Source organism: Blautia sp. An81 (genome assembly GCF_002161285.1).
Lineage (GTDB): Bacteria > Bacillota > Clostridia > Lachnospirales > Lachnospiraceae > Blautia > Blautia ornithocaccae.
On record NZ_NFHH01000005.1, the window covers coordinates 25,354 to 50,001 of the forward strand.

Annotated in this window: 22 protein-coding genes; 2 read left to right on the forward strand and 20 right to left on the reverse strand. The window is 46.6% G+C overall.

Annotated elements, in window-relative coordinates; all coding sequences use genetic code 11:
• Nucleotides 1–22: 22 nt before the first annotated feature.
• From asnB to B5G33_RS06100, 8 genes are all read right to left on the reverse strand, one after another.
• A complete protein-coding gene (gene asnB / locus B5G33_RS06065) occupies nucleotides 23–1,876 on the reverse strand; it encodes an asparagine synthase (glutamine-hydrolyzing) (RefSeq protein WP_087417042.1) in 1,854 nt (617 codons plus the stop codon).
• Between the two features lie 79 nt (nucleotides 1,877–1,955).
• Nucleotides 1,956–2,540 (reverse strand): dipicolinate synthase subunit B, encoded by a 585-nt coding sequence (locus tag B5G33_RS06070; protein WP_087273166.1) that lies wholly within the window; start codon nucleotides 2,538–2,540, stop codon nucleotides 1,956–1,958.
• On the reverse strand, nucleotides 2,537–3,436 hold the full coding sequence (locus tag B5G33_RS06075; protein ID WP_087417043.1) for a dipicolinate synthase subunit DpsA: 900 nt from the start codon (nucleotides 3,434–3,436) through the stop codon (nucleotides 2,537–2,539). Before B5G33_RS06075 ends, B5G33_RS06070 begins: the two co-directional genes overlap by 4 nt.
• Nucleotides 3,433–4,491 (reverse strand): ABC transporter permease, encoded by a 1,059-nt coding sequence (locus tag B5G33_RS06080; RefSeq protein WP_087417044.1) that lies wholly within the window; start codon nucleotides 4,489–4,491, stop codon nucleotides 3,433–3,435. Before B5G33_RS06080 ends, B5G33_RS06075 begins: the two co-directional genes overlap by 4 nt.
• Nucleotides 4,484–6,067, reverse strand: coding sequence for a hypothetical protein (locus B5G33_RS06085; protein WP_087417045.1), 1,584 nt, complete (start codon nucleotides 6,065–6,067; stop codon nucleotides 4,484–4,486). Before B5G33_RS06085 ends, B5G33_RS06080 begins: the two co-directional genes overlap by 8 nt.
• A gap of 6 nt (nucleotides 6,068–6,073) precedes the next feature.
• Complete coding sequence (locus B5G33_RS06090) at nucleotides 6,074–6,919, reverse strand: carbohydrate ABC transporter permease (protein ID WP_087417046.1); 846 nt, start codon at nucleotides 6,917–6,919, stop codon at nucleotides 6,074–6,076.
• 1 nt (nucleotide 6,920) lies between these two features.
• Nucleotides 6,921–7,853, reverse strand: a complete 933-nt coding sequence (locus B5G33_RS06095; RefSeq protein ID WP_330396654.1) for a sugar ABC transporter permease — start codon at nucleotides 7,851–7,853, stop codon at nucleotides 6,921–6,923.
• Nucleotides 7,804–10,101, reverse strand: coding sequence for an extracellular solute-binding protein (locus B5G33_RS06100; RefSeq protein ID WP_087417048.1), 2,298 nt, complete (start codon nucleotides 10,099–10,101; stop codon nucleotides 7,804–7,806). Before B5G33_RS06100 ends, B5G33_RS06095 begins: the two co-directional genes overlap by 50 nt.
• A 329-nt stretch (nucleotides 10,102–10,430) precedes the next feature.
• Between B5G33_RS06100 and B5G33_RS06105 the strand changes: the two genes are divergently transcribed.
• A complete protein-coding gene (locus B5G33_RS06105) occupies nucleotides 10,431–11,114 on the forward strand; it encodes a response regulator transcription factor (protein WP_087417049.1) in 684 nt (227 codons plus the stop codon).
• 1 nt (nucleotide 11,115) lies between these two features.
• A complete protein-coding gene (locus tag B5G33_RS06110; protein ID WP_087417050.1) occupies nucleotides 11,116–12,411 on the forward strand; it encodes a sensor histidine kinase in 1,296 nt (431 codons plus the stop codon).
• 136 nt (nucleotides 12,412–12,547) lie between these two features.
• On the opposite strand, the gene B5G33_RS06115 is transcribed toward B5G33_RS06110, so the two are convergent.
• The 12 genes from B5G33_RS06115 to speD all read right to left on the reverse strand — a co-directional run bounded on the left by B5G33_RS06115 (nucleotide 12,548) and on the right by speD (nucleotide 24,334).
• The gene (locus B5G33_RS06115) at nucleotides 12,548–13,234 is read right to left on the reverse strand and encodes a hypothetical protein (protein ID WP_087417051.1); all 687 of its coding nucleotides are present in this window, start codon (nucleotides 13,232–13,234) and stop codon (nucleotides 12,548–12,550) included.
• 230 nt (nucleotides 13,235–13,464) lie between these two features.
• Nucleotides 13,465–14,415 carry a D-alanyl-D-alanine carboxypeptidase family protein gene (locus tag B5G33_RS06120; RefSeq protein WP_087417139.1) on the reverse strand — a complete coding sequence of 317 codons (951 nt, stop codon included), beginning with the start codon at nucleotides 14,413–14,415 and terminating at the stop codon, nucleotides 13,465–13,467.
• Between the two features lie 178 nt (nucleotides 14,416–14,593).
• Nucleotides 14,594–15,733 carry a sensor histidine kinase gene (locus B5G33_RS06125; RefSeq protein ID WP_242974538.1) on the reverse strand — a complete coding sequence of 380 codons (1,140 nt, stop codon included), beginning with the start codon at nucleotides 15,731–15,733 and terminating at the stop codon, nucleotides 14,594–14,596.
• Nucleotides 15,723–16,418 carry a VanR-ABDEGLN family response regulator transcription factor gene (gene vanR, locus B5G33_RS06130; RefSeq protein ID WP_087417052.1) on the reverse strand — a complete coding sequence of 232 codons (696 nt, stop codon included), beginning with the start codon at nucleotides 16,416–16,418 and terminating at the stop codon, nucleotides 15,723–15,725. Before vanR ends, B5G33_RS06125 begins: the two co-directional genes overlap by 11 nt.
• A 548-nt stretch (nucleotides 16,419–16,966) precedes the next feature.
• On the reverse strand, nucleotides 16,967–17,452 hold the full coding sequence (locus B5G33_RS06140; protein ID WP_087417054.1) for a hypothetical protein: 486 nt from the start codon (nucleotides 17,450–17,452) through the stop codon (nucleotides 16,967–16,969).
• Between the two features lie 60 nt (nucleotides 17,453–17,512).
• Nucleotides 17,513–17,854, reverse strand: a complete 342-nt coding sequence (locus B5G33_RS06145) for a VOC family protein (RefSeq protein WP_087417055.1) — start codon at nucleotides 17,852–17,854, stop codon at nucleotides 17,513–17,515.
• Nucleotides 17,855–17,918: 64 nt separating this feature from the next.
• Complete coding sequence (nspC, locus tag B5G33_RS06150; protein ID WP_087417056.1) at nucleotides 17,919–19,055, reverse strand: carboxynorspermidine decarboxylase; 1,137 nt, start codon at nucleotides 19,053–19,055, stop codon at nucleotides 17,919–17,921.
• Entirely contained in the window at nucleotides 19,055–20,257 is a 1,203-nt protein-coding gene (locus tag B5G33_RS06155; protein ID WP_087417057.1) for a saccharopine dehydrogenase family protein, read from the reverse strand. The genes nspC and B5G33_RS06155 overlap by 1 nt, the downstream gene beginning before the upstream one ends.
• 106 nt (nucleotides 20,258–20,363) lie before the next feature.
• On the reverse strand, nucleotides 20,364–21,218 hold the full coding sequence (gene speB / locus B5G33_RS06160) for an agmatinase (protein ID WP_087417058.1): 855 nt from the start codon (nucleotides 21,216–21,218) through the stop codon (nucleotides 20,364–20,366).
• Nucleotides 21,199–22,059: a polyamine aminopropyltransferase gene (speE, locus tag B5G33_RS06165; protein ID WP_087417059.1), complete on the reverse strand. Its 861-nt coding sequence runs from the start codon at nucleotides 22,057–22,059 to the stop codon at nucleotides 21,199–21,201. The genes speB and speE overlap by 20 nt, the downstream gene beginning before the upstream one ends.
• Nucleotides 22,060–22,061: 2 nt before the next feature.
• Entirely contained in the window at nucleotides 22,062–23,516 is a 1,455-nt protein-coding gene (locus B5G33_RS06170) for an aminotransferase class I/II-fold pyridoxal phosphate-dependent enzyme (protein ID WP_087417060.1), read from the reverse strand.
• Nucleotides 23,517–23,575: 59 nt separating this feature from the next.
• Complete coding sequence (speD, locus tag B5G33_RS06175) at nucleotides 23,576–24,334, reverse strand: adenosylmethionine decarboxylase (protein ID WP_087273827.1); 759 nt, start codon at nucleotides 24,332–24,334, stop codon at nucleotides 23,576–23,578.
• Between the last annotated feature and the right edge of the window lie 314 nt (nucleotides 24,335–24,648).

The window sequence follows — 24,648 nt, forward strand, 5'->3', positions numbered from 1 at the left end:
TTATCCAGGAATACCTGCACATTTATAGAAGAATCCGTACCTGATATTTTTCCAGCCAGTAATTGACCTGGAGCATGTAAGCCAGCATCTGAGGCCCTGCCATAAGCTGGCCGTACCAGGGCTTTCCATAATCAGAGGGACTCTTCACAAATTTTTCGGCCTTTTCTCTGTCTACAAGCTGCCTTACAGGCGCTGCCGAATCTGCCAAAACATCCAGAAGTCTTTCTCCCAGCATAGCTTCATAATCCGGATGATAAGTTTTGGGATAAGGACTTTTTCTTCTCCAAAGGACTTCTTTGGGAAGTTTTCCTTCCCCGCTTCTCCTGAGAAGGGCTTTTACCACCCCGTCCCGGCATTTCATGGACCAGGGCACATTCCACACATATTCTATGATCCGATGGTCTGCAAAAGGCACTCTGGCCTCCAATCCGGAATACATAGCTGTCCGGTCCATCCGGTCCAGAAGGGTGGCCATAAACCATTTCAGGTTCAGATAAGAAATTTCCCGACGCCTTTTTTCCTGTGGACCTTCTTCTGGAAGTACCGGCGTCTCCCCAATAGTCTTTTCATAGGCGGCTCTGGCATAGTCTTCCATAGGGAGAACATGGAGCAGTTCCTCAGACAGAAGTGTCTGTCTCACCTTCATATCCGGGGACCAGGGAAAGGCATGGGTATCAAAGGCCTCCTGCTTATGGAACCAGGGATAGCCTCCAAAGATTTCGTCCGCACATTCTCCTGTTAAAGTAACCTTATTATGCTCTGCCACCAGAGAACAGAAATAAAGCATAGAAGATTCTACATCTGCCATACAGGGAAGGTCTCTGGCGTCTACAGCTTTATAGAGACAGTCGATCATCTCCTGATTTCCACAGGTAAGGAAATGGTGGCTGGTACCGGAAAATTCTACCATTTTTTCTACCCAGGGCCGGTCCTGAGACGGCTGGAAGGCATTGGCCTTAAAGTACTTTTCATTTCCCTGAAAATCAAAGGAGAATGTGTGCAGTACCTTTCCCTGCTTCTTCAGTTCTCTGGCACAGATAGCTGTAACCAGAGAACTGTCTATGCCTCCGGAAAGAAAGGTGCAGATCGGGATATCAGAAAGCATCTGAAGCTTTACTGCGTCTTCCACCAGCCAGGAAGTTTTTTCTACTGTCTCTTCAAAGCTGTCTTCATGGGGAAGGCTCTGAAGCTGCCAGTATTTCCGCTCCTTCAGTCTTCCCTCCTTCCAGAGGAGACGGCTGCCACCTTCTACCTCCAGTATATTCCGAAAAACTCCTTTTCCGTAAGATTTCGCCGGTCCCAGAGCAAAAATTTCGCAAAGGCTCTCTCGATCTGCTACAGCCTCCACTCCAGGATACTGGAACAGACCTTTCATCTCTGAAGCGAATACCAGGGTATCTCCCTGGATAGTGTAAAACAGAGGCTTTACTCCAGCCCGGTCCCGAAAAAGATACAGGGCCTCCTCTTTCTGGTCCCAGAGAGCTATGGCAAATATACCGTTCAGCTTCTCTATAAACTCTTCTCCCTCTGTGAGATATCCCTGAAGGATCACCTCCGTATCACTGTTGGTAGTGAAAAGGACGCCTTTTCTCTCCAGTTCCTTCCGGAGGGTTTTCATATTATATATTTCCCCATTATAAGCTATGGTACAGCTCTTTTCTCCTGCCCTTCTTGTCATAGGCTGTGTGCCTCGCTCCAGGTCAATGATCGAGAGCCTCACATGGGCCAGACCGCATTTTTTCTCTAGGAAAATCCCTTCCTCATCAGGACCCCTTCTCTTTTGCGCACGGTTCATACTCTCCAGTATCCTGGGCCACTTTCCTGACTCTTGGGTATAAGCCGCCCGGCTGCTGGAAAATCCTCCTATTCCACACATATGCCCTCCTTTTTCATAATGGAGATTTTCTCATTTTTTCCCTGTCTCCTCTGTGTATACAAAATCTTCTTTCAGCCTTTCACCCTCCCATGATCAAAGGCTGGTACTGCTTTCCTTCAAGAGCCGCCTGGGCCGCCGGAATCAGCAGTTCCGTGTGAGCGATCATGGAATTCGGCTTTTTCTGGGGATTATCCTGACCAAAGGGGATAAAGTAGATGTGCTTCGCATTTAACAGCAGTCCGATGTTCTTCATATTCATGCCTAAGGCGTCGTTGGTGGAAATAGATAAAAGAAGTGGTTTTTCATTTCTCAGATGTGCTTTGGCAGCCATAAGAGCCGGCGTATCCGTAATGCCGTTCGCCAGTTTTGCAATGGTATTTCCCGTACAGGGAAGAAGGATCAGCAGATCCAGAAGGCTTCCTGGGCCGATAGGCTCTGCCTCAGAAATGGTAAGCATAGGCTTTATCCCAGTAATCCGTTCTGCTTCTTTTACAAAATCTTCCGCCTTTCCAAAGCGGCTGTCAATACTCTGAGCCGCATCAGAAAAAATCGTCTGTATCTGGGCTCCTTCCTCTGCCAGTTTTTCCAGTTCCTGAAAAACTTTTTTATAGGTGCAGAATGACCCGGTAAGGGCCACTCCGATTTTCTTTCCTTTTAAATTCATAGTGCGCCCTCCTGCTGCACAGATTCTGATAACTTTCCAAGGGCAGCCAAAGCCAGAATTTTTCCTGAAGCTTTCGGAGCATACTTTCCTGGTATGCCAAGAAGATGCAAAGGAGAAAGTCCCAGCTCTTGGGCAGCCGGATAATCCAAACCTCCCGGTAAGGAGGCAATGTCTATGATACATGTATCCTTCCTTATATATTTCAGCTTTTCTTTTTCCAGGACAACACAGGGAGCAGTCTGAAAAATAAAAGCTGCCAAAGACAGGGCATGGGGAAGTTCTCCCTCTTCCAGCGCCTGAAGTCCTGCGGCTTTTGCCTGGGCAGCCTTTTCCCTGTCCTTCTCCCAGACCATTGTCCGGCAGAACATATTCTGAAGGTACCCTGCCAGTGTCCTGCCGCATCTGCCGTACCCGATCACCAGGCATAAACTGCCTCTCAGGTTTTCCGGGCTTCGGATAATTGCCTGGGCAACGGCCCCTTCTGCGGTGGCTATGGTGTTCTCCATAGCTGTAAAGGAATCCTCCAGAAAATCAAAACATCGGATTCCTCTTTCCCCTACTTTCTTATGAAAGCTCTCCGGTATGCCTCCGGCGCAGAAGAGACTGCCCTTTTTCAAATATTTTAGAAAATTTTCCTCGGTTAAATCTATATAGAAATCCTGCCCCTGTATTCTCCCTTCTTTCCGAAAAGGAACAGGAGCAATGACCAGATCTGCATTTTCCAGTGCATCCTTCAGAGAGGACGCCTTCTTCACTTGTTCCTGCTCCGGGTCTTTTGGAAGACCGTAAACCATAACGGAAAATCCCTTCTCCCCCAGAGCTTCCGCCACATAGACCTGACGCATATCCCCGCCGGTCACTGCAGCTTTCCAGGAATGTCTGTTCAAATCTTTCAAATCCTTTTTTCTTTTATTCTATGCACAGCAGGTGTAAAATGCCAGCTGTCTTTTGGGCTCCATGCTGCAGCCAGCATCTCAAAGAAAAGACCTGACAGAGCCAGAAGAACCGTTTCCAGGGTTCCCCCCAGAATATAACTGTCTGCCTGACAGAGACTGCTTTCCGTAAGCTCCCGGAAGCCTTTTATTTTCTCTTCTATCAGCTGGGGATAAAAGGACAGCTCCGACCACATGGAGGGGAAATAGTCCGGAGAAAGGCGGACACTTCTTCCCAGTCCCCAGAAAAACAGCAGCCAAAAGATACCTGCCAGAAGGTACCAGAAAAGTTTTCTCCTTTTCTCCCTTTGCTTCCCGGCTGTTCTGAAACTGCAGACTCCCCCCAGAAAGCTGCCGGCCAGGATCGGAAGGAAAAGAAAAAATCTGGACAGAGCGCCGTAAAGGTTTCCTTCGAAAGTTCTGTCAGGCTCTGCTCCAGTCATCTGATAAAGAAATTCTTCTGCCTGTGAAACCGGTTCTAAATCCGAATCATAAGAAAGCCGAAAATTTTCCAGCTCCTGGTCTTCCTCTGCCCACACAGCCAGCAGGTTTTCCTCTCCCTTCAGGATTCCACGAACCAGATAGCTCTCCCCTTCAACCTGGATCTCATTTCCAATTCCCTTATCTGTTCCAAACAGCTCCTGGCTCAGTCTCCGGGAGATCACACAGCCCTGATAGTCTTCTTTCCAGGGGAAATTTCCCTGGATAAGCTGACGGGAAAAAAGTGTTTTCATTTCTCCTCTTACTTCCAGGAAGCTCCCCTGTCGGACAAGGTCTGTGTTTCCTGTAAAGTTCTCCTTATCTGTCTCCTTCCAGGCTGCCACAGAAGGCAGGTCCTCCTCTTTTCTTTCCTGTATAAAAAATTCCATCTCTTTTCCTGTAAGGACCGGGCTGTCGTAATAGAGGGTAAATTCCTGATTTCCCCGGCGGTTTCCCAAAAAGCCTGTCAGAGCCAGGCCCCAGCAGGCCAGAGCCAGAAATCCCCAGAGGATAAAAGCGCCATATCTGTTTTTATTCATCTCTCAGCCTCACCTTATCCCTTTCTGCGATGTCTTTGGTACTGCCGGAAATGATCAGGTCGTCTTTTCCCAGATTTCCGGTTACTGCCGCCTGGGTGCTGTCCTTATCCTCAACTGTAATGTTTACCCGTGCCGCCCGATATTCTGTTCCCAGAACAGTTTCCCTGGATTCTGCGATCAGGCAGTAAGTACCCTGAGCATCTTCTCTCACTGCCCCAAGAGGGATCAGCATTTCATAGGAAGAACCACTCTGCTTATCAATGGAATAGGAAACCTGGGTCCCCCAGGAAGCTGCCCTTTCTTCTATGTCTGCATAAAAATACCCTGCCATATCCTGGCTTTCCTCAGAAGTGCCAGAACTGCTGCCAGCTTCTGCCTGCTGGCCGTCACCGCCGGCGCCTACCTGGGTAACTTTTCCCTGGATTTTTTTCCCCTGGCCGGAGACAGATATTTCTACGGTATCCTCTGCCTCCACTTTCTCCAGATCCTGAGTCTGAAGACTTCCTTTTATCTGTAATCCTCCAGTTCCCAGAAGAAGATAGCTGCTGTCGTCTGTAATGCCTCCGGTCTGCACATTCATGCCAGTGACCACCCCTGCCTTGGAAGCCGTTACCTGTCCATTGGACTGCTGAAGCTTTTCCAGATCTGAAAGTTCCTTTTTAGCCAGATCCAGATCTACCTGTATAGACTGCTGGTTATAACTGCTCTCTGCCTGGGTTTTCTGGTCATTTGCCGCCGCTGCTGCATCTTCCTCCTGGGCAGAGGTATATGCATTCTGAGCCTGAGCCTGAGATTGGGTCTGGGCATTTAGGGAAGCCTCTGCCTCCTCCAGAGAAGCCTGAGCCTGGGAAACTGCCGCCTCATACTCTGACTGGGCCTGGGAAGCCGCCGCCTCATAGGTCTGGTCAGCCTCCTGACGGAGACTCTCTGCTTCTGCATACAGAGACTGGGCATTTTCCGTCTCCCCTTGGGCCTCCAGCTCCTGGGCCTGGGTTTCCAGCTCCTGAGCCTGATTATATGACTCCTCCTTGGCCTGAGCCGCTGCTGCCAGTCCATTGTCATAATTACTCTGGGCCTGAGACTGGGCATTCTGACTGTCACTGAAAGCCTGATCATAATCGCTCTGGGCCTGGGCCAGACTCTGGTTAGCCAGATCCAGGTCCCTGGCCGCACTGTCTGCAGCAGCCACCCGCTCCTGGGGTTCTCCCTGGAGTCTGGCCTGCTCCAGAGATAATTCCAGCTTTTTTACCTCTGCCTGCTTCTCCTCTATAGCTTTCTGAAGATACTGGGTATCATACTGAAGCAGTACATCTCCTTGCTCCACCTGGGTTCCAATCCTGACTGTGCTGAGGATTCTCTGTTCCTTTACAAGAGATACCAGATTCTCCTCTTTGGTCTCCACCACTGCAGTTCCGGTCAGATTCAGGTTCAGCCGCCCGGACTGATACTTCTGGGTATCTGCTATAGGAACAGTCATAGACGCTGCAGCTCTGGACAGCCCTCCTGCAGCAGCCATCAGTATGAAAAAGGCTGCGAAAGCCTTTGCCGCCATTCTTTTTTTATCTTCTAGTTTCATACACGGTTACTCCTTTAGTCCTGAAGCAATGATCCCCTGTTCCAGATAGCTCTGGCCCCAGGCAAAAAGAAACACCGAAGGAGCCATGATCAGTACCGAGGCAGCAAAGGATGTTCCCACATCGTTTAAGGTAATGCTGCTCAGATACAGGGAAACAGGAAATTTGCTTTTTGTTTTCAAAAAAGTCATTGGAGGCTCAATGGCATTCCAATATTCCAGAAAGTTCAGGATCAGGGAAGAAATGATCCCCGGAAGTCCCAGAGGCAGCCCTACATAGAAAAAGGCCTGGATTTCTCCTGCCCCGTCTACCTTTGCCGCCTCCAGAAGGGAGTCTGGTATCCCCTGAAAAAACTTGGTCATAAGGAAAACGGGAAGAGCAGAAAAAACTCCGGGAAGGATCACCGCCCAGTGTGTGTCCAGAATATTGAAAAAGGAAAGGACACTGTAACTGGACACCATGGTCACCTGAAAAGGAAGGATCATCAGGATCATATACAGATAGACCAGGATTCTCCGTCCTCTGAAGGAATACCTGCCCAGGGCCCAGGCTGCGGGAATTCCGAAAAGAAGCTGTCCGAAAAGGATGGGAAATACCTGCCTTACGGAATTCCAGAACATAACGAAAAAGTCCGGACTATCCAGCAAAAGCTGAATATAAGCTCTCAGTGTGGGATACAGAGGAAACAGCTTCCATTCCAGATTTCCCTTATTCCCATAAAGGATACTTCCATAACTGGCGGTCAGCTCTTCCTGGCCCATAAGAGAATTTACCCCCAGGAGTATCACCGGAAACAGAAACACAAGAACCGCTGCTGTGAGAAAGATCCAGATCAGTATTCTCTTTTTTCGCATATCACTGTTTCCACCTCTCTTCTGCTTTCTGGCAGAGAATCAGAAAGATTCCCAGCACAGCCGCCAGCATCACCGCTCCTGCGGTCATCTTCTGCATGTCTAACTTCGTAAACCAGTTATTAAAAAGATTCTGCAGCATGTATATGCTGTCATGGGGATAATTCCCGGCGATCATCCAGGCCTCCCGGAAAACCTTGAAAGCATTGACCAGGGACAGAGTTCCTGTAAGGAATGCGGTCTGGACCAGCAGGGGCCTGGTAATAAACCAGAAACACTGAACTTCTCCGGCTCCGTCTATCCTGGCCGCTTCATAAAGACTCTCCGGGATCCCCAGAAGGCCGGAGAGCCACAGGATCATGTCGTAGCCCAGATTTTTCCAGATATAGACTGCCACCAGCACTCCGAAAGCCCCGGAACTGTTCATATAATCCGGTCCCTGTATGTGGAAAATTTCCAGGATATGGTTCAGAATTCCTTCCCGGTCAAAGAAAAGCTGCCAGAAAAGCACCACAGAAGCCGCCGGCACCGCCATGGGAAGGAGAAAGCCGCTTTTTAAAAGATTTCCTTTTCTCCCCAGTCTTTCAAGAAGAAGGGCAACGAAAAGGGAAAGGCCCAGAAGGAGGGGAAGACAGACGAAAAGGAATCTTCCTGTGTTCCCTGCTGCCAGCTGAAAGGCCTGATTGTCCAGCACTGTCCGGTAATTTCCTAGCCCCACAAATCCAGTTCCCACTGCTTTCTGAAAAGACCGGCGGAATACGTCTGCAAAGGGAATCAGTGTAAAGATTCCAACCCCCAGAAGACTGGGGGCCAGTAGAAGCCAGGGCAGCAGATTCTTTTTCTTATTTTGTTTCTTTATACAGTTTTTCCTGCTGCCCTGCTTTCTCCTATTCCGCCAGGTACAGTTCCATTTTGTCCACCATATCCTGTGCCGCATCCTGCGCACTGACATCGCCTCCTGCATAATTTTCCACACATTCCAGGAAGGTATTTCTCACCGTCAGCTCCAGCATAAGAGGTGTGTCAACTGCTTTAGCTATATCCACAATCTGCTGTACCTGGTCAGCCTTAGGCATGCCATATTCCCTGGCAGCGCCTCCGTCATAGCTGCTGCTGATGGTCATATCCGAAGCGTCTGAAATCTGTGGCAGTTTCTCCAGGCTTTCTGTTCTTATGGGAAGACCTTCCAGGTAATCTCCTGTCTGGATTTCGTCAGAAAGTACCGTTTCTATAAAATCTTCAGCTAAAGTCTTATTCTGAGAGGAGCTGTTGATCCCCATCCGGTTTGCCGGAATGTACATATTATTTATATTTTCCACTGTCATTTCCGGATGTTTCGAAAGAATGTCAAACATCATGGCCATACTGCTGATTCCTGTTATATCCTGCACACCTGTAATGTCAGTTTCGTCATAAAGTTCATCCATTCCAATAGAGCCAAAAACTGAAATTCCCTTTCCTGATTTTATCTGACTGCTGAAACCAGTTACCCAGGCCTCTTCCATAGCGTCAGAGGGATTGGCATCCCAGACAGCCTTTGCGGTCTCTAAAATCTTCACCAAGGCTTCCTGAGAAAACACTTCTTTTTCCTGAATATCCTGATAGTTGGCTGCAAACAGCAGATAGGCTACCTGCTGAAGAGAAGCCGCTCCCAGCACCTTGCTGTCAGGATTTTTATCCATATAGTCTGAAATACTGTCCAGACTGTCAAGTCGGTCTATGGTTTCCTGAACACCGTAAAATACCGGAAGAGAAAAGGCTGCCGGCAACTCGTAGTTTTTCCCGTCAGAAGCTGTACCTTCCACAATATTCTCCAGTATGGTCCCATCTGAAATAAGCTGCTGGACAAAATCAGTCATATCTGCCAGTACCCCTCTTTCTATATAAGAGTCTACCGGCAAGTCATCCAGGAGAAGCACATCTGGCCCTTCTTTGTTTAAAAGCTGGGTATTCAAAGTGTCGATAGCATCTTCCGGATTTCCTGAACCGTCACTTTCCACCGCATATTCATAGGTAATCTCTGTTTCTGGGTGTTCCCGCTGGTATTTCCGCACTGCATCCTCGATCATTGCGCTTTCATAGAGACTGTAAACAGACAGCTCATTTTCTACCTGGCTGGTAACAGAGCCGTTGTAATAGTAATAGCAGATACTCAGCTTCTGGGTCTCGTAGTCCGTATACAGGGCATAAAAATCATCATCTTCTCCTTCCAGGAAATTGTTCATAATAAGATTTCCTGCCATTTCTCCCATGATTCCCCGGCTTGCGTCATAAATCTGCTCCACGATGCTTCCATCTTCCTTGTAAACAAAGATCCCCTTGGAATTTGCAAGATAAAAAGTACCATCTCCGGCGGCACAGAGATGCCCCCGGTCCTGATCTCCAAAATCAATGGTTCCTGTTTCTTCTCCTGTCTGGGTATCATAAAGAATCAGTTCCTTATCTTCATTTCCCAGGACTGCCAGGGTATTGCCGCTGATATCCGCCATTTTGTCAGAAGTATTCATCAGCATATAGGCAGGAAAAGTGTACTGTTCTTTCCCTGTTTCTGCATTATATAGGATAATATCAGACCCCATTCCCATGAAGGCCGGATTTCCATCCTGGTTTACACCGAAATAATATGGAAAAAATCCTCCTGCTTCTCTCTGTCCTTCCTCTGTAAGACACTCCGGTATAAGCTCCTGGGGTTCTCCCTCTCCGGTATATCGGTAGAGATGCCAGTCCTGGATCAGGTCTTCTATATCCACCTCCCCGGATTCTGCTGCCTGCTCCTCTTCCTGCTCAGTGCTTTCTTCCTGGGTATTTCCTAAAGTCATCAGATAAAGATTCTGGTCTTCTCCCTGTATCATGGAATAGATGCTTTTATCTGTTCCCAGAAGGTTTTCTGTCCAGGTTTCTTCCTGCTGTTCCCAGTTTCCTCCTCCTGTGTAGGTATAGGAGAAAATCTGACTGGATCCGCTGTCGGAAGAAAGCTCTGTATATACCTCCAGGTTTCCCTCCTGATCATAAAAGCTTCCCAGATAGTATTCTCCCTCCTGCCAGGGAGCCTCCATCTCTTCCTCTATGTACCCGCCTTTGGCACTGGCTGTATCTTCTGTATTATCTTCCTGACTGCATCCTCCCAGAGTCCCTAATCCAAGGGTTCCTGCCAGAAGAAGGCAGATTCCTTTCTTCAGATTCATGATTGTCTCTCCTTTCTCGTTTCTGCAGCGTCGGTATACAAGGGGCCAAGCGCCTCCCTTGTATGTCGACGCTATCATCATAACAGGAAATTCTCTAAAAATCTTGAAAAATACAGAGGGATTTTTCGAGAATTTTTAGAGAATTCTGTGATAGAATGGAATTGTCACATGAAACAAAATCGAGAATATTTATACATTTTATTGCTCAGTCTGCGCTGCTTTGAGCCTATGGTCTCAAAGCTGTGCTCGACAAATTCGCATAAAATGTATAAATATTCCTGATATATGTTTTGCTATGCTCCATATTATATAGGAAAAGGTAGGTTTTTATGAGGATATTATTCGTAGAAGATGATAAAGATCTATGCCAGGCTCTGCTGATTCACTTTAAGAGCCAGGGTTATGATACAGATATATGTAATAACGGGACCGACGGGCTGTTTTATGCCCTCCAGAATGTCTATGATCTTATGATCCTGGACCGTATGCTTCCCGAGCTGGACGGCCTGACACTGCTGAATACCATAAGAAAGCGAGGCATCCAGACCCCTGTGATATTGGCTACAGCTATGGACACTCTGGATGACAAGATCCATGGGCTGGATGAAGGGGCTGATGATTACATTACCAAACCCTTTGCTCCAGAAGAGCTTCTGGCACGTATCCGGGCCCTTACCAGAAGACCCCGGCAGCTTCAGGCTCCCGGACAGCTTGTCTGGAAAGACCTCTCCTTTGATCCTCAGAAACTGGAGCTTTCCTGTGGGGAAAATACTCTTTCCCTGTCCAAAAAGGAATCCGGTCTTATGGAATATTTCATGAAAAATCCAGAGCAGTGCCTGAAAAGAGCCATGCTCCTCTCCTATGTATGGGGAGCTGACGCAGAAGTGGAAGACGGAAATCTGGACAACTATATCTATTTTCTCCGAAGACGGCTCAGAGCTTTAAAAACAAAAGTAAAAATCACCACAGTCCATGGTGTGGGCTACAAAATGGAAGCAGGGGAGGAAAAGTAACATGTTCCGGAAGCTCCAGAAACGACTGACTTTTTTCTATTCTCTTACCTGTGGGATTATTCTGGCTGGAATCCTTCTGGTCTGCTTCTTTTACATGAAAGGAGCTGTAGAGTCCAGGAACCAGGCCCTATTTTCCAGCCTGTTTCTGAATATTTCCAATCAGTTTCAGTCTCAGTCCTTCTTCTCTGACCAATGGCTGGCTCAAATGGAAACAGATAACCGTCTGATCATCCATGTAGAAGAAAATGGGGATTCCCTATTCTTTCCCGGAGCATGGGAGCCTGCCACAGACCGTAAAGTGCTGATTGATAAGGCTATGGAACAGGCCTCTTTAGAAGGCCTTTCTGATAATAATCTTTCTCCGGGAAGTACCCGGCAGAGCGCTCTTTTTTATCTTTCGGGAAATTCCGGGGATTCCTACTGTGGTATGGCTCTCCAGTCAGCTACAGACGCCGGTAAAAAGACTCTTCTGGTCCTTCAGGATATTACCTTATCTGAAAGACAGGCATTTTTTCAGGGCCTGTTCTTTGCAGCAGCAGGAATTCTGGGATTTCTTCTGCTGGGAGGAGTAAGCTGGAAATTTGTAGGAAAAACCCTGGCTCCGCTAAAAGAAAGCAAGCAGAAACAGGCGGAATTTATCGCCGCCGCTTCCCATGAGCTGCGCTCTCCCCTTGCCGTGATCCAAGCCAGCGCCTCTGCCATAAAGACTTCTCCTCAAGACACTCCAGCCATGATAGAAAATATCGAAAAAGAGTGTTCCCGCATGAATACGCTGATAAAAGACCTGTTAATCCTGGCTTCTGCAGACTCCCAAAAGTGGAATCTTACTCTGGAACTCTGTGACGGGGATACCCTGCTTTTAGATGTCTATGAAATTTACCAGCCTCTGTGCAGGCAAAATCAGATTCCTTTGGAGCTGAAGCTGCCGGATATGGAACTTCCTAAAATCCGCTGTGACAGAAACCGGATCATCCAGATCCTGTCTGTTCTTATGGACAACGCCATGTCTTACACCGGTCAGGGGAAATCCATAGAGCTGGAAATCTTTCTTGAGAAAAAATATCTCTGCTTTTCCGTAGCAGACCATGGCAAAGGTATTCCCGATTCTGAAAAAGAAGCTGTTTTTGACCGATTTTACCAGCAGGATAAATCCCGAAATCAAAAAGGCCACTTCGGCCTGGGCCTTCCTGTTGGAAAAGAGCTGGCAAAGCTCCACAAAGGAGACCTTGTTTTAAAAGATACGCCTGGAGGAGGCTGTACTTTTCTATTAAAGATTCCTTTCAGCGAGCAGCCGTAAGTTTCACTGATTTTCAGAAGTTCAACAGCCGGAGAACACTGTTATAAACTCTTTGCAATGTTCACCGGCTGTTTTTCTGTTTAGATTCACAATTATAACAAAAGGATATTATCTCTGGTCTTCTTTTATTTTTTCTTCATATTCCTCCCATTTTCCTTCCGGGATTCCCAGAGCTTTCATAGCCTCCCTCTCGCTCCAGCCCATATTCCGTAATACACTCTGTCACTGCTCTCTCCACAGCCTCCTCTAAAATCATGGTCTTCGCATACTTTCTTACCCGCTCCACAAACTCTGCATATTCCCTCAGGGTCCTGCTGGCCTCCATCAGACTTTCATTATGTCCTAGTCGGATATTCAGCATGACTGTTTCCAGCTCCAGCTTTGGCTTCTCCTCTTTTACTGTATAAAGACTGGAAAGCCGCATAATCTCCCGGTCCGGCACTTCCTTCTCTCCATTGTAAAAGATCACAAACTGGGGAGATGGTATGGAAAGAGGCGTACTTCCGTAAATATCTTTATGCAAAGTCATTTTGGAATAGGTGTCTGCCACGTAAAGCAGATATCGCAAAGGAAGATTCGGGTTATAAGTCGATTGATGTTCATACAAAGACAGACTGGAATCAATGATAAAGGACAGATCATTTTTTATAGACATATAAATAGCATTTTCCAGTGTATTGATTTCCAGTTCTTCCGGATCCTCATAGTGTTTGCCGCTGACTGCATTATATAGTTCCAGCAATTCTTTCTTTTCCTGAAATACCATGACGAATACCGAAGATTTATAGGTGCGGTTTGCAGTTACGTTCTTGTCTTGTTCCATAGACAGACCTCCTTATGATAGATTACATGGGCAGAAGGTCTCTCCTTTATCGTCTCCTGAGAAAACTCTCTGCCGGTTTACTGGGGTTTTTAAAGCATTGAGATTTCTCAGACTGGTTTTCAGAAATGTTGACTGGACAAAAGTCCCATAGATAAGAACATAAGAAATATAATGCTTTGCTTGTATTGTAACACGGGGGCGTAGAACAGGCAATGCCGTTCTCTGATTTCTTACTCCCCGTTCAGTTTCTGGAATACAGATACTGCGTCTAAGATATGATAAGGCTGGGTATCATGGCTGCCGTCTGCCTTGGCGGTGATCAGTGCATAGGTCTTATCTCCGACAGTTCCCACACTGGCCAGACACAAACCTGCCTCAGAGGTATAGCCGGTCTTTCCCCCTAAAATATAATCACTGGCAACACCGGACTGATCCATTTCCTGAAACATCAGGCTGTAAAAGGAAAAGCCCTCCGGATGGCCGTCTGTAGGAGGCACGGTGTAAGACCTTGTTGTAAAGATTGCACGGAAGTCCCCGTTTTCCCAGGCATACTCCAAAAGCCGGGCCAGATCTCTGGTGGTGGTATAATGCTTTTTATCCGGAAGGCCTGTAGAATTCGTAAAATGCGTATCCCTCATTTTCAGTTCCTGAGCTTTATCATTCATAAGTTCAGCAAACTTTTCCTCTGAGCCTGCCACTTCTTCTGCCAGGGCCTTACAGCATTCTCCTCCGGAAGGAAGCATAGCTCCATAAAGCAGATCTCTTACGGAAGCATGCTCTCCCGGCACAAATCCTGCCATAGAAGCCCCCTCTTCATAAAGTTCTGGAAAAATGTCCTCAGAAAGCCTCACCTGCTGCTCTAAATCTTCTGTATTCTCCAAAACCACAAGCACAGTCATCATCTTCGTCAGCGAAGCCGGATAGATTCTTTCCCTCCCTTTCTTCTGAGCAGCAATTTTTCCTGTATCCAAATCCAGGAGCACTGCGCTTTCACTATATAAGGAAGACAAGTCCACCTGATTTCCTGCAGGATTCCCGGTTTCCTCTATCCTCTTTCCCAGTTCCTTCAGATCTCCTGTACTGTATATCACTGCTGCTGCAAGAATAAGCCCATAAACAGCTCCTATCAAAAGAATGAATTTTCCTAAAAAATGGTTTCTTCTTTTTCTTCTTCTGCTCATAAAAATCCCGTCCTTTATCTGAATTTTCTCCTGCCTGTCTGATACTGACATATCCTCTCAAAATACCTGCGAAAGGATTATCAGTATACTGGCTGATTTAAAAATATCAAATAAAGAGCGGGATTGTTTTAATATTTCCTTGCTAAATTCCTAAGAAAAAATGAAGATGAAAGTATGCTCAGTTCACCGGCAGCTCCACCGTAAATATAACCCTCTCATTTTCGCTTTTTGCTGAGATACTTCCTCCATGGAGCTCTACGATTTCCTTTGCAATGGCCAGTCCCAGCCCTGCCCCTCCGGTATTACTTCTCCTGGAACTGTCCAGACGGAAGAACTTCTCAAAGATCATGTCCAGTTTTTCCTTAGGAATATTCTTTCCCTGATTTTCAAAGGAAATCAAAACTCTTTCTTTTTTCTGAAATGCCTGGACCTTAATAGGCGTATCCGGATAACTGTAAGCTACTGCGTTTTTCAGGATATTATTAAATACCCTGGCCATTCTGTCCGGGTCAGCATCTATATGAAGATTTTCTTCTGTCTCCAGTTTTATCTCATTTCCATGGGCAGACAAAATAGGGTAAAACTCTTCTGTCATCTGCATGAGCATATAAGATAAGTCCAAGTTTTCTTTTTCCAGATAGATATTCTGGAAATTATACTGAGTAATCTCAAAGAATTCCTCAATCAGGTCTTCCAACCGTTCCGCCTTTTCCAGAGCGATATGGGTATATTTCGCCTTCTGGGCTGTCGGCATATCCGGAGCCTCGTCAAGAAGATGGAGATATCCCAGAACGGAAGTCAGGGGCGTTTTCAGGTCGTGAGCAAGATACGTGATCAGGTCGTTCTTTCTCTGGGCCTCTCGCTTCAGGGTTTCCTCCTTTTGAATCATGCCGGATTTCAACTGCAGCATCTGAGCTCCCACTTCCGTATAGGGGGCCGGAAAGACTTCATCCATGTCCAGGTCTTTCGTCATATATCTGTGGATTTTTTCATTAAGGTCCTCCACGTTTTTCCTGGTCTTTCTTTTTCCATAAAAATGAAGAATGGCAGTTACTGCCAAAACAAGGGCAAATACAAAGACAGTAAAAAATATCATAAGAAAAGCTTTCAGGCTATACCAGTCGATTACCTTCTGCACATACTCTCCTCCGAATTCATCACTATATGCCGACTGTGTATAGGTAAACTGGCTTTCAAACCAGTCTACAAAGCTTCCGTTCATAATATAATCCACTTGAAAGAAGATCAGATAGCATACTCCCCCTGTTATGAATAAAATCAGTAAAAGCTTTAAGATCTGTTTTGTTCTATCCTTCAATTTTATATCCGCACCCCCAGACTGTCTTAATGTACTTGGGCTTTTCAAAGGAGTCTCCCATTTTCTCTCTTAAATGCCGGATATGGACTGTAATAGTATTATTATTTTTCTGGTAGTATTCATCCTTCCAAACTTCGTGGAAAAGCTCCTCAGCACTGACTACGGTTCCTTTCCGTCTGCAGAGTACAGACAAAATCGTAAATTCTGTAGGTGTAAGAGATAAAGGCTTTTCATTCAGTGTACACTCATGGGTTCTGAGATTCAAAACCAGCCCCTTATGGAAAAATACTTCTTCCTGTTTGGCACTGCTTTTGTCGTACTGTTTATATCTTCTCAGCTGGGCTTTTACTCTCGCCACCAACTCCAAGGGAAGAAAAGGCTTTGTCACATAATCATCTGCTCCCAGGGTAAGGCCGTTGATCTTGTCAATTTCCGCTCCTTTAGCCGTGAGCATGATAATGGGGTAGGTATATCTTTCCCGTATAAATCTACACAATTCCAGGCCGTCTATCCCCGGCATCATAATATCCAGTACAGCCAAGTCCATCTCTTCTTTTTCTGCATAGTTCATAGCCTTCCGGGAGTCATAGAATTTAAAAACCTGGAAGCCTTCATTTTCCAGATACAGAGTCACTAAATCTGTAATCTCCTTCTCGTCATCCACCACTAAAATTTTTCCTTCCATCACTGCCTCCTTAATCCTGGGTCAAAAATCGTTTTTTTTATCTTACCATAGAATAAGGTCCTGGACAATTTCAAAAGCAAAGTGGGCAAGCCCACCTCAGCTTCCCCTCCCATCAATCTTGAGGAGCTTGAACACTTTGTGCGCCGCCGCAATACCGCAAGAGGACTTTCCTATTATGCGGAATAGCCGCACCTATCCTAGGCGCTATAAAAATGTTTGACTATCTGTTAAATCTACGGATTCCGTTTATCCAGAATATGCAGATCGCTTTTTATGGTATTATAAACTTAAACCCTGTAGCAGAATTTTTCTGTTCTGGGATTACTGGCATTCTTCTGTTTTTCCTGGGCCGGGGCGCATGGAAGCTCCTGCTCCTGTATCTTGGAAAAATAAGCTGTGCAAAAAAGAGTTTATTATAGTGTACGGTATCAAAATTATATTTTCAGAAAATATTTAAGGGGATATCACAGCACCGAAGACCGGTGTCCTGCAATATCCCCTGTCTAAAAATTCTGTTTTATTCGTGTCCCCCATACGTGGCAGAACGTTTACATAGAGTCAGTTTGTAAATGAAGCTGTTCCAGTGCATTTTTTACTCCGGCCTTGTTTTTTATATAATAGTATCTGTCATCTATTCCAAAGTATCCGCCGCCAAAGAACAGCCTATATTCTTTTCCTTCTTTTGTAGTCACTCTATAGTTCACAAATTCTCGGTAGGAAATAATCTGGCTGCTTTTAGTAAAGAAGCTTCTTCTGGAAAGTCTCCTCTTGTTGGAAACTCTTCCTTCAAGTCTGACCTTTCGGAGAAGCTGAATAAATTCATCAAATTTTTCTTCTGGCAGATACTGCCCATAATTTATCTGGACAGTATCTGCCATTCCTGTATAATAAACCGTACTTATCTGTTCCTTCTCCAGTATGGAGATTACCCTTCTAAGTCCCGGCTGATAGTAGAGGGCAATCGCTCCGAAAACAAGCACCCACAATACAATAAAAGCCTGCACAAATCCTTTCCTCTTCCAAAATTTTTCCAACTTCATCCTCCTGTCACCTCACAGGATTCCCAGAGCCTTCTGTATAAGAGACCTGGTTCCTTACCGCTGCACCACACAGAACGGATTGCCATCCGGGTCCTGCAAAACCACGTAATCTGCTCCCTCCTCATAATTCCATGGTTTCCTTGTCGCCCCTAAAGCCAGCAGTCTTTCTACTTCCCTTTGCTGATCATCTGTAAATAAGTCCAGATGATGTCTTCTGGCTTTCGGAGAAGACACCTTATTCAAAGAAAGCTGAATGCCGCTGCCCTGAACAGGAACTAATATCGCCCACCCTTCTGAGGCCGGGTATTTTAATCTATAATTTAATGCTTTACTCCAAAAAGCCACACTGCCTGAAACATCCTGTACGCCCCAGACTACAGCACCTATTTCTAACATCGTCTCTTACGCCTCCTATAAATCGTTATTCTTTACGAAATATCAGCAGCTTCTCTTTGTTGTACTAAGACAATCTCCCCTTAAAGTCCTCATACCCGAACTTCTTCACCAGCACTTTCTCCCCGTCCGCCTTTTCCCAGACAATGTCCGGAAGGGGCATTCCGTTGAAAGTATTGGTCTTCACCATGGTATAAAGAGCCATATCTTCCAGAATAATCTGATCCCCCGGCTTTAAAGGCTCATCAAAAGAGTAATCCCCGATCACATCTCCAGCCAGACAGGTAGGTCCTGCAAGGCGGAAAGTATAGACCTTTTCCCCCGGCTCTCCGCTGTTTTCCACCGGAGGGCGGTAGGGCATTTCCAGCACATCGGGCATATGGCAGGCTGCAGAAGTATCCAGTATGGCAATATCCATATCATTGTGGACCACTTCCAGCACAGAAGAAACCAGCAGTCCTGCATTTAAGACCACTGCCTCCCCAGGCTCCAGGTAGACCTCTAAATCATAGGTCTCTTTCAGCCGCTTTACCATTGCAATGAGCTTTTCTATATCATATCCCTCTTTTGTAATATGATGTCCCCCTCCCAGGTTCAGCCAATTCATCTGATACAGATATTTTCCAAACTTTTCCTCCACAGCCTGAAGGGTGATCTCCAAGTCCTCAGCTCCCTGTTCACAGAGAGTGTGGAAGTGCAGTCCGTCCAAAAATGGCAGAAGGCTCTCATCAAAATTCTCCAGAGTGGTTCCCAGCCTGGATCCCGGTGCACAGGGATCATAAATAGCATGTCCCTCCTGGGTGGAACACTGAGGATTGACCCGCAGACCTATGGATTTTCCCGCTTTTTTTGCCCGTTCTCCAAAGAGTCTTACCTGTCTGGGAGAGTTGAATACCAGATCATCTGCGTACTGTAAGATTTCCTCAAACTCCTCTTCCCGGTAGGCAGGAGAAAACACATGGGTTTCTCCTCCAAAACATTCATGACCCAGCCGGGCCTCATATACTCCGCTGGCCGTGGTTCCTGCCAGATATTTCCGGATCAGAGGGTAAGCATAAAACATGGAAAAAGCCTTCTGAGCCAGAAGGATTTTACAGCCTGCCCGTTCCTGTACATCTTTTAAAATTTCCAGATTGTGGAGCAGGCTTTTCTCCTCCACCAGAAAATAGGGGGTAGAAAAGCCTGCCTGTGTATTCCCGCTCATTAATCCACCAGAACCGGATCGTGGCTTTCTCTCCATGGCAGTCCCCATTTATTCAGGGCTTCCATAAATGGATCCGGATCAAATTCTTCAATGTTATGGACTCCCGGTTTGTTCCACTTTCCTGTCATGATCATCATAGCGCCGATCATAGCAGGAACGCCTGTGGTATAGGCAACTGCCTGGGAGCCTACCTCTGCATAGCACTTCTCATGGTCGCAGATGTTGTACAGATAATAGTTCTTGTCCTTTCCGTCTTTCTTTCCCTGGAAAATACAGCCGATATTGGTCTTTCCTTTGGTTCTTGGTCCCAGAGAAGCCGGATCAGGAAGAACTGCCTTTAAGAACTGGAGAGGCACGATTTCTTTTCCCTCAAACATAATAGGCTCAATAGAGGTCATTCCTACATTCTCCAGACATTTTAAGTGGGTAAGATAGCTCTGTCCAAAGGTCATGAAGAAACGGATTCTCTTGATCCCTGGAATATTCAGAGCCAGGCTTTCGATTTCCTCATGGTGGAGCAGATACATATCCTTCTCTCCTACTTCTTCAAAATTATAAACTCTCTTGATCTCCATAGGTTTGGTCTCCACCCAGTGTCCGTCTTCCCAGTAAGAGCCGTTAGCAGAAACCTCCCGGATATTGATCTCCGGGTTAAAGTTGGTGGCAAAAGGATAGCCGTGATCGCCGCCGTTGCAGTCCAGGATATCAATATAGTTAATCTCATCAAATTCATGTTTCAGAGCATAGGCAGAGAATACTCCTGTAACTCCCGGATCGAAACCGCTTCCCAAAAGGGCGGTGATCCCGGCTTTTTCAAACCTTTCTCTGTAAGCCCACTGCCAGCTGTATTCAAATTTTGCCGTGTCTTCCGGCTCATAATTGGCAGTATCCACATAGTGGGTCTTTGTAGCCAGACAGGCGTCCATAATAGTCAGATCCTGATATGGCAGAGCCAGATTCAGCACCACATCTGGTTTTTCCCTGTTGATCAGATTGATCAGTTCCTCCACATTGTCTGCATTTACCTGTGCAGTGGTGATCTTTGTCTTGGTGGTTCCCTGAAGTTTTTCCTTCAGAGCGTCGCACTTGGACACTGTCCTGCTGGCAATGCAGATCTCCTCAAATACTTCACTGTTCTGGCAGCATTTGTGAATAGCTACAGAAGCTACGCCGCCGCATCCGATGATCAATGCTTTTCCCATGATTTTTCCTCCGATTTCTTTTTTGCCTTCAACTTTCGGCTATTGTATTTATAATGTTACTATCTTTTTACCTTTTTCGTGTTTCCATGCATTCGTATGCTTACTTCTATTTACCCAGCGCCAGAAGCATCTCCCGGACGATCTTGCAGGCCACGGCAGTGGAAGCCCCGCTCTGGTCGTAGTGAGGGCTCAGCTCATTTACGTCGCAGGCAACCACATTGCCCTTTTGGCAGACTAGGGTGGCTGCTTTGCGAAGCTCCTCAAAGGAGACCCCGCCAGGTTCTGGCGTACCTGTTCCCGGAAATACGGAAGGATCCAGCACATCCAGATCCAGAGTAAAGTAAACAGGAACATCCTTCAGTTGTTCCAGGATTTCCTCAAGGCCCTCAAAATCAAATTTTCTGGTTTTTACATGGTCTTTTCCCCAGTAAAATTCTTCCCGGTCTCCAGAGCGGATACCAAACTGATAGATACGTCCGTCTCCTGCCAGCTCCCAGCATCTTCTCAGCACACAGGCGTGGGAAAGTTCTGCTCCCAGATAGTCCTGGCGCAGATCTGCATGGGCGTCAAAATGAATCACATGGATGTCCGGAAATTTTTTAATCGCTGCCCGGAAAGCACCCAGGGTCACCAGATGTTCTCCTCCCAGCATAAAAGGTATCTTCCCGTCATTCAGTATGGTCTGTGCCCGTTCTTCAATATCTGCCAGGGCCAGCTTGGTATTTCCGAAACTCAGCTCCAGATCTCCCGAATCCATGATCCGGTAATCTCTCAGATCCCGGTCCTGATAAGGACTGTAGCTTTCCAGCCCAAAAGACTCATGGCGGATAGTGCTGCTCCCGAATCTGGTTCCCGGTCTGAAGGAAGTGCTGGAATCAAAAGGCGCTCCGAAAAGCACGATATCCGCTTCCTCATAGTCTCTGTCACATTCCAGATAAGTCTCAACGTTTGTTCTCAACATCTTTTAATAGCTCCTCTACATATGCCGGGAGGTAAAAAGCTCCCTTGTGCAGTGTGGTGGTATAATACCTGGTAGTAATTCCCCTGTCATTCCACTCCTTTTCCCTCAGGTCCCGGAGAGGATGATATTTCTTGGAGGCAAAGCCAAAAAGCCAGTGGCCCGATGGATAAGTTGGAATATGGGCCTGATATACCCGGCTTATGGGGAAAGATTCTGTTATATTTCTATGGGCCCGCTGGCAGGCCAGGGCGTCCTCCTCATAAAAAGGACTTTCATGCTGGTTTACCATGATCCCGTCTTCCTTCAGGGCTTTATAGCAGTTCCCATAAAACTCTCTGGTAAAAAGCCCCTCTCCCGGGCCAAAGGGATCTGTAGAATCCACAATGATCAGATCATATTCTTCCTTACATCTGCGGATAAACTTCAGGCCGTCCTCATAATGGATCTCTACCCGTTCATCATCCAGACGGCAGGCAGTCTGGGGCAGGTATTTCTTACACACCTCCACCACCATCTCGTCAATTTCCACCAGGTCGATCCGCTGGATCTCCGGGTACCTGACCAGCTCCCGGATAACTCCACCGTCTCCTGCTCCAATGACCAGCACCTTCTCCACATGGGGGTGTACTGCCATAGGAATATGGGTGATCATCTCATGGTAGATAAACTCATCCTTTTCCGTCAGCATCATATAACCGTCCAGAGTCAGAAAACGGCCAAACTCCGGTGACTCAAACACATCGATCCGCTGGAAATCACTGTGGCCGCTGTAAAGCTGCCGGTCAACCCGGATGGAAAGCTTCACATTCTTTGTCTGTTTTTCAGAAAACCAAAAATCCATGTCTATACTCCTTTCAGCACATTGAGATGGCGGATTTCAAGATCCTCCGCTCCTGTTAAAGTACAGCCTTTTTCTCTGGCATATTCAATATGTTCCCGGATTTCCTGAGTCACCCGCTCTCCCGGTGCCAGAATAGGGATTCCCGGAGGATAGCACATGACAAATTCACCGGAAATCCGTCCCGGCGCATCCTTCAGCTCCACCTTTTCTTTATCTGCGTAAAAAGCATCCTGGGGAGACACCGCTACCTGAGGATCCACATATTCCTGGGTCATAAGATTCACTTTTTCTTTCCCGAATCTCCTGGAAATCTCCGCAAGAGCAGATACCAGACGCTCAATATCCTGCTTTCTGTCTCCAATAGACAGATAAGCCAGAAAGTTTCCAAAGTCCCCGAATTCTATCTGAATATCATACTCGTCTCTCAGAAGATCATAGACCTCGATTCCCGCCAGCCCTACATCCAGGGTATGGACCGCCAGCTTGGTCACATCAAAGTCATAGACGCTGTTTCCATTGATCAGCTCTCTGCAGAAAGCGTAATACCCTCCAATATCGTTAATCTCTGCTCTGGCGTATTTTGCATAGCTTCTTACCTTTTCAAAGGTCTCCTTGCCTCTGAGAGCCAGATTCCTCCTGGAAATATCCAGACTGGAGAGAAGAAGATACGAGCCGCTGGTAGTCTGGGTCAGGTTTATGATCTGGCGGACATACCCCTCGGACATATTGGGTCCCAGAAGGAGAAGGGAACTCTGTGTGAGACTTCCCCCTGATTTGTGCATAGACACTGCAGCCATATCTGCTCCTGCTTCCATAGCAGATACCGGAAGCTGGTCGGAAAAATAAAAATGAGTTCCATGGGCCTCGTCTGCCAGACAATACATGCCATGGTCATGGGCCATCTTCACAATGGTTTTTATGTCAGAACAAATTCCATAATAAGTAGGATTGTTCACCAGCACCGCTTTGGCATCCGGATTTTCTTCAATGGCCCTCTTAACATCCTCCACCGTCATTCCCAGGGGAATTCCCAGCCGGTCATTGCACTGAGGATTTACATATACCGGCACTGCTCCGCAGAGTACCATAGCTCCGATCACGCTTCTGTGGACGTTTCTGGGAAGAATGATCTTCTCCCCTCTCTTTGCCACAGAAAGGACCATAGCCTGAACTGCGGAAGTGGTCCCTCCTACCATCAGAAATGCATTGGCTGCTCCAAAAGCCTCTGCTGCCAGCTCTTCCGCCTGACGGATCACCGACACGGGATGGCAGAGATTATCCAGGGGCTTCATAGAATTTACATCCATACTCATGCATTTCTCTCCCAGAAGCCTGGCAAGCTCCGGATTTCCTCTTCCTCTTTTATGTCCGGGTACGTCAAAAGGTACCACCCTCATCTTTCTCAGTCTTTCCAATGCCTCGTAAATCGGGGCGTTTTCCTGGGATATTTCACCCATATGCCCACCTCCTGCTCATACAATATGCTCTCTTTTGAAAGCATGCTTAACTGCTAAAATCAGTAAATATTCCGTCCGCTGAAGATTTCAATCATTTCTCTTCGCAGACTGTTCATAATATCCAGCCGCTTTTTCGGCGGAAGCTCATAGATGTCCGTATTAAACAGATAGTTCTGGAGATCGATCTCCTTCACCATCATCTTCGTATGAAAAATATTTGCCTCATATACATTAATATCCACTGCGTCATACCTTTCCAGAGTACGGCTGTCGATATAGTCCTGGATAGATGTGACCTTGTGGTCCATAAATAATTTTTCCCCGTTTACGCTTCTGGTAAATCCCCTGACCCGGTAATCCATGGTAATGATATCCGAATCAAAAGAACCGATGAGATAATCCAGGGTGGAAAGAGGGGTGATCTCCCCGCAGGTAGCTACATCAATATCCACCCGGAAGGTAGCCAGGCAAGTCTCCGGATGATACTCCGGATAAGTATGGACCGTCACATGGCTTTTATCCAGATGGGCTACCTGAGTGCTTCCCGCCGGGATCATGGATCCCTCTGCGATAAGCAGAGTAACCGAAGCTCCCTGAGGCTCGTAATCCTGCTGGGCGATATTCAGCACCTGAGCCCCGATCATATCTGTAAGAGTTGTCAGTATGGTCCTGAGTCTGTCAGAATTATACTGCTCGTCAATATAGGCAATATAATCCTTCTGCTCTCTGGCCGTCTTGGCGTAACAGACGTCGTAAATGTTAAAGCTCAGCGCCTTCGTTAAATTATTAAATCCATATAACCTTAGTTTTTCGCCCATATCAGGAACTCCTTTTAACTTATAGAATCAATACAAGTGCAATCCCTTTTTTATTCTTTCTTACTTAAACCAAGATAGGCAGGCCCGCTTTAACTCCCCCTCTCCTCCGTCTTGAGGGGACAGTCCGAAGGACTTTTCTATAGAATAAAAAAACGCAGGCAATCTGCATTTCGGCACATTACTTGCGTGATCCTTCCACATTCTTCTCATTCTTCTGAAAGTTCCCTTTTCAGGAACTTACCGTCAAAAAAATATGGAACCCAAAAGTTCAGAGTCTATATAGCAAATATCTCACTTTTACTACTCTTATTGAC